Here is a 5,423-nt window from a genome sequence, read left to right on the forward strand (position 1 = left end):
CATCCATTAAAACTAACACTATGTCAGAAGATAAACATCATCATATCGTTCCGTACCGATTATACGTCATCGTTTTGGTGGCGCTGTTGGCACTAACTTTTGCATCGATAGGAATAACTTCAATAGAACTGGGGGAATTCACTGTTGCCGCAGCTTTGTTATTTGCCGTAGTAAAATCGGTTTTGGTGTTAACCTATTTTATGCACCTGAAATACGACAAACCATACATAAAACTTATGGTGGCCTTTGTATTTGCCATTTTTGTGGTTGTGATTGTGATAACCTTTTTAGATTACCTCTATAGAGTATAATTATGTATAGCTCAGAAATAACCAAAGCCTCAAATTTTGTTCAGGGTGTCGACACTGCATTTCTTGTCATAATGGGCATATCGTTTTTGTTCCTTATCGGGCTAACGGTGGTAATGCTTGTCTTCATTTTTAAGTACAATAAGAAAAAGAATCCAAAAGCAACCCAGATTGAAGGAAGTACAAAACTCGAAATTATTTGGACCGTTATTCCTTTTCTTATTACCATGCTGATGTTTTACTACGGCTGGGCAGGTTGGAAACCCATGCAACGAGCACCAAAAGACGCGATGGAAATTACGGCTTACGGACGTATGTGGAACTTTAGTTTTGAATATGAAAACGGCCGACGTACCGATACACTTTTTCTGCCAAAAGACCAGCCGGTAAAATTAAACCTGGTGGCCATGGATGTGTTGCATAGTCTTTACATACCGGCGTTTCGTGTAAAGCAGGATATGGTACCCGGAAAGAAGGATAACTTTATGTGGTTTGAGCCGCAAAAAGTGGGTACGTATGAGTTGTATTGTGCCGAGTATTGCGGATTGCAACACTCCTACATGTACACTTATGTGGAGGTGATGGAAGATTCGGCATTCCAAACGTGGATAGCCGATACAACAAATGTTGCAGCCACGGCAGCCGCGATAGACTCGCCGGCGGCAACGGGTAAACGAATTATGCAGAATATTGGCTGTTTTGCCTGTCACACGCTGGATGGAACCAAGCTGGTTGGCCCGAGTTTTAAAGGAATATGGGGTGCCGAACATACAGTTCAAACGGGGCGCGAAACACGTCAGGTTACGGTGGACGAAGATTACATTCGGAAATCGATTTACGAACCGAATGCCGATGTAGTGGACGGATACAATAAAGGATTAATGGTAACGTACGAAGGTCAACTTTCGGATGACGATATCGATAATATTATTGAGTATCTGAAAACGTTGAAGTAGATTTTATAAGGCAAAAGGCAAAAGTAGAAAGGCAAAAAGAAAAAAGTAGGCAGTAGGCAAAGAGTCATCCAGAGCGTAGTCGAAGGATGGACTAGGAAGAATAGTAAATAAGTGATTGAGTGAATGAGGAGGGAAAAAGAAGATTGCAGAATGAAGATTAACGATTTAAGATTTCAGGATTAGTAGGCAGTAGGCAAAAGCATTAGGCAAAATACGAATGTGTCCTATGTGCCTAATGTGGTTCGAAAATCTTTGGGTTTATGTGGTTCAAACAAAATAATGAAACAGCAGCTAAAAATAATCTATGAATTGGGCAAGGTGCGAATATCGTTACCCATTGCGTTGTCGGCATTAACCGGTTATGTGCTTTTTACCCACAATGTTGATGCACAGGGCTGGTGGTTGTTGCTGGGCGTTTTTTTTATGGCTTGCAGTTCGAGTGTTCTCAACCACTGGCAGGAGCGCGATGTTGATGCACAAATGCCACGCACAAAAGACCGGCCGTTACCAAGCGGAAAAATCAGCCCCCAAAATGCATTGTTGGTAGCCATTGCTTTTGCGCTTGTTGGTTCAATCGTTCTTATTATTAGCAATCCGCCAATGGCTTTGGTTTTAAGCTGGCTTACACTATTCTTTTACAACGGCGTTTACACACCACTAAAAAAAGTATCGGCTTTTGCGGTTATTCCCGGATCGATGGTTGGCGCAATTCCACCAATGATCGGTTGGGCCGGAGCAGGTGGAAGTCTTTCCTCTGAAATAATATTATTGGTAGCAGCCTTCTTTTTTATCGGGCAAATTCCGCATTTCTGGTTGCTGTTGTTGATGTTTGGCGAGCAATACAAACTGGCAAAAATGCCCAGTCTGAACCAGCTTTTTTCCGAACTACAAATAAAACGGGTAACCTACACCTGGATTCTCACAACAATTGCATCAGCATTTCTGGTTATCTTTTTTGTTATCGGCAACAAACTCATCATGTTTTTGCTGCTATTTTACATTTTTTACCTGCTGTCGTCGCTTACTATGGCGGTGTTTGTTCAGGACGAGTTTAAAGTTCGCCCCTCTTTCTACAAGCTCAATTTCCTCTATCTTTTTATGATGATCTTTTTAATTGTTGACAGTTTGGTTCATACATAGAATTGCGGAACCACAGCGTGCCGTTTATTTTAACTACATTTGTAGCACATATTAAAAGCATTGAATGACATTTGAAGAACTTGGCATTAATTACGATTTATTGGATGCCATAGAATACATGGGATTTAAAAATGCTACTCCGATTCAGGAGCAGGCAATTCCCATTATATTGGAAGGTAGCGACCTGATTGCCTGTGCCCAAACCGGAACAGGAAAAACCGCAGCTTTTTTGCTCCCTATTCTTGATTTAATTGCCGATTTACCCGGCGGAGAAACCTCAACGCTGATTATTGTTCCAACGCGCGAGCTGGCCATGCAAATCGATCAGCAGGTGCAGGGAATTGGCTATACCATGGGCATCCATTCCATTGCCTTGTACGGCGGTGGCGATGGCGACGAATGGGGCCAACAAAAACGGGCATTGACCAAAGGAGCCGACATTATTATTGCTACTCCCGGAAAACTGATCTCGCACCTGAACCTGGGCTACGTAAAATTTGATAAGATCGAATTTCTGATTCTCGATGAGGCCGACCGGATGCTCGACATCGGTTTTTACGAAGACATAACAAAGATTATTTCATATCTGCCAAAAGAGCGCCAAACGCTGATGTTTAGCGCAACTATGGCACCGAAGATCAGGAAACTGGCTTCGGAGATCCTGAATAGTCCAAAGGAGATAAACATTGCCATGTCGAAACCGGCAGAAGGCGTGTTACAGGCCGCGTACCTTATTTACGATAAACAAAAGGGCGATTTGGTGGCGCACCTCATTTCGGAAAACCCGGATTACAGCAGTGTTATCATTTTTTGCTCTACCAAACGCGTAACCAACGAATTAGCAAAAAGGCTAAAAAAGAAAGGTTTTGATGCCGAAGCTATTTCTTCGGATCTGGAACAACGTGAGCGCGAAAATGTGCTGAACGGATTCCGATCCAGACGGATTCGTATTTTGGTGGCTACCGATGTAATGAGCCGCGGTATCGATATTAAAGATATTAACCTGGTGATCAACTACGACGTGCCGGGCGATGCCGAAGACTATGTGCACCGCGTTGGACGTACTGCGCGTGCCGATTCAACAGGAGTGGCACTTACGCTGGTGAACGAAGACGACATGTACAAGTTCCATCGTATTGAGGAGCTGATCGAGCGCGAAGTATTTAAAATTCCGCTTCCCGAACAGTTTGGCGAAGGCCCGGCATGGCGAACTCCTTCGAAAGGGAAAAAGCACGGACACGGGAAATTTCATAAATACAAAAAAGGAAACAGCCAGCACAAACACCGTCAGTCGTACCAGAAAAAAAAGAAACAATGAATTGGAAGAGACTAGCTACTTTCATTTTAGTTGTAGCCTCATTTAGCTTGTTTGCACAGGAAAAACCTTTAAGCCGTTTTGAAACCATAATTGGAAAGTGGGAAGGTACTGGCGAGGGTTTCGGAAATGCCAAATCGAAAATTACAGCCGATTATTCGTGGCTGATGAACAAACAATACATCGAAGTAAAACACCACTCAGCGTTTGAACCAACAGCACAAAATGCAGATGGTGAAGTGCACGACGATAAAGGAATAATAAGTTTCGACAGTGCCCGAAAAGTCGTACTATTCCGTCAGTACCACAACGAAGGTTATTTTACCGAATATGCTTTGAATGATTCCATCTCAACACCAACACAACTGGTTTTTGAAACCGAACGGATCGAAAACTTTGTTCCGGGAGGTCGGGCACGTTTTACCATAAATATCATTGCTGATAATGAAATTGAGACCGTTTTTGATGTTGGTTTCCCGGAAAGGGAGATGGCTTGTTTTGGCACAAACCGATTGAAAAAACAATAAAAGTTTTTAACGCTGATAAGACTGATTTAGCTGATTATCGCTGAAAAGAAGAGTTAAAACACAAAGACGCAAAGACTCAAAGCTGTTTTCAACCACATTAGACACATAGATCACATTACTTTTGCCGACTGTTTTTTGCTTACTGCCTGCTCATTCTGCAATCAAAAATCGTTAATCATTATTCGAAATTCTTTTCGCTGTTGGTTTCCCTGAAAGGGAAATGGCTTGTTTTGGCACCATCCGATTGAAAAAACAATAAAAGTTTTGAACGTAGATAACACTGATTTAGCTGATTATCGCTGAAAAGAAGAGTTTAAAACAAAGACGCCAAGGCACAGAGTTTATTAAACCACATAGGCACATGAGAAACATTAGAATTTTGCCGACTGTTTTTAGCCTATTGCCTATTCATTCTGAAATCAAAATTCATAATAACCCGAGTTCGATTTAAAATATGGCCAATTGGTCTGTGCAAATTTCTTCATATTTAATAGCAGGTTTCTTAGGAAAAAAGTGATAAGCAATTAGACCAGAAATCATATTTGTAATAAAGTTTGCAAAAGATCTGTGTCTTGAATGTTCTACAGAACAAATATTTTTAAGTTTATCATTAATGGTCTCTATAACAGAGCGTTTCCGTAGTAATATTTTGTCTTTCATTTCCATTAGGACATTCTTCATGTTATTACGGATATGAGTGATTAGATGAAGTCCATCAACGAAAAGAACTTCAGTAAGTTTCTTTGATACATAGCCCTTATCTGCATAAAGTTTTCCTTTAATTTTCTCAACAAACTTTTGTTCTTTCAACGGGGCTCTGTCATCTATATTTCCAGGCGTTATAACAAAGTTCAAAATTTCCCCTTTATCATTAATAATGAAGTGGAGTTTAAATCCAAAGAAGTAGCCCATGGTGGATTTACCACGTTCTGCAATCCCCTCAAAGACTTTATGTCTGGGGATGCGTTTGTTTTTACACACCCTTATTGGAGTTGAGTCAACAAAAGATATTCCTGTACAATCGCCTAAACAGCAAGTTTTTAAAAATAAGGTCATGGGAAGTGCCGATGATTGAAGAAGTTCAACAAAACGATTATACGAGACCGTATTGGGAAAGTCTTGGTGCATATGCTTTTTCACATAAAAGAGATAGAAGTGTTTTAGATTTTTAAAAGCA

At 41.0% G+C, this 5,423-nt stretch carries 6 protein-coding genes; 5 read left to right on the forward strand and 1 reads right to left on the reverse strand.

Translation table 11 applies throughout. The annotated features are described in order from the left end of the window. From ABZB17_RS20055 to ABZB17_RS20075, 5 genes are all read left to right on the forward strand, one after another. Positions 1 to 311 (forward strand): cytochrome C oxidase subunit IV family protein (locus tag ABZB17_RS20055; protein ID WP_372652965.1); only part of this gene is annotated, 311 nt, incomplete at its 5' end. Positions 312 to 313: 2 nt separating this feature from the next. Beyond that, complete coding sequence (coxB, locus tag ABZB17_RS20060) at positions 314 to 1,264, forward strand: cytochrome c oxidase subunit II (RefSeq protein ID WP_045026120.1); 951 nt, start codon at positions 314 to 316, stop codon at positions 1,262 to 1,264. Positions 1,265 to 1,543: 279 nt separating this feature from the next. Further along, the gene (locus tag ABZB17_RS20065) at positions 1,544 to 2,404 is read left to right on the forward strand and encodes a protoheme IX farnesyltransferase (RefSeq protein WP_372652968.1); all 861 of its coding nucleotides are present in this window, start codon (positions 1,544 to 1,546) and stop codon (positions 2,402 to 2,404) included. A 64-nt stretch (positions 2,405 to 2,468) separates the two neighbouring features. Then, positions 2,469 to 3,722 (forward strand): DEAD/DEAH box helicase, encoded by a 1,254-nt coding sequence (locus tag ABZB17_RS20070; protein ID WP_372652970.1) that lies wholly within the window; start codon positions 2,469 to 2,471, stop codon positions 3,720 to 3,722. Then, positions 3,719 to 4,246 carry a hypothetical protein gene (locus ABZB17_RS20075; protein WP_372652972.1) on the forward strand — a complete coding sequence of 176 codons (528 nt, stop codon included), beginning with the start codon at positions 3,719 to 3,721 and terminating at the stop codon, positions 4,244 to 4,246. Before ABZB17_RS20070 ends, ABZB17_RS20075 begins: the two co-directional genes overlap by 4 nt. A 447-nt stretch (positions 4,247 to 4,693) precedes the next feature. Here ABZB17_RS20075 and ABZB17_RS20080 read toward each other — a convergent pair. Then, a partial coding sequence (locus ABZB17_RS20080; protein ID WP_372652974.1) for an IS982 family transposase occupies positions 4,694 to 5,423 on the reverse strand: 730 nt, incomplete at its 5' end.

Origin of the sequence: Draconibacterium sp., assembly GCF_041583095.1 — a bacterium.
In the GTDB taxonomy this organism is placed as follows: domain Bacteria; phylum Bacteroidota; class Bacteroidia; order Bacteroidales; family Prolixibacteraceae; genus Draconibacterium.

Excerpts from the sequence above, each read along its gene's own strand:
- coxB (WP_045026120.1), top strand. The coding sequence starts at position 314 with ATGTATAGCTCAGAAATAACCAAAGCCTCAAATTTTGTTCAGGGTGTC.
- ABZB17_RS20065 (WP_372652968.1), top strand. The coding sequence starts at position 1,544 with ATGAAACAGCAGCTAAAAATAATCTATGAATTGGGCAAGGTGCGAATA.
- ABZB17_RS20070 (WP_372652970.1), top strand. The coding sequence starts at position 2,469 with ATGACATTTGAAGAACTTGGCATTAATTACGATTTATTGGATGCCATA.
- ABZB17_RS20075 (WP_372652972.1), top strand. The coding sequence starts at position 3,719 with ATGAATTGGAAGAGACTAGCTACTTTCATTTTAGTTGTAGCCTCATTT.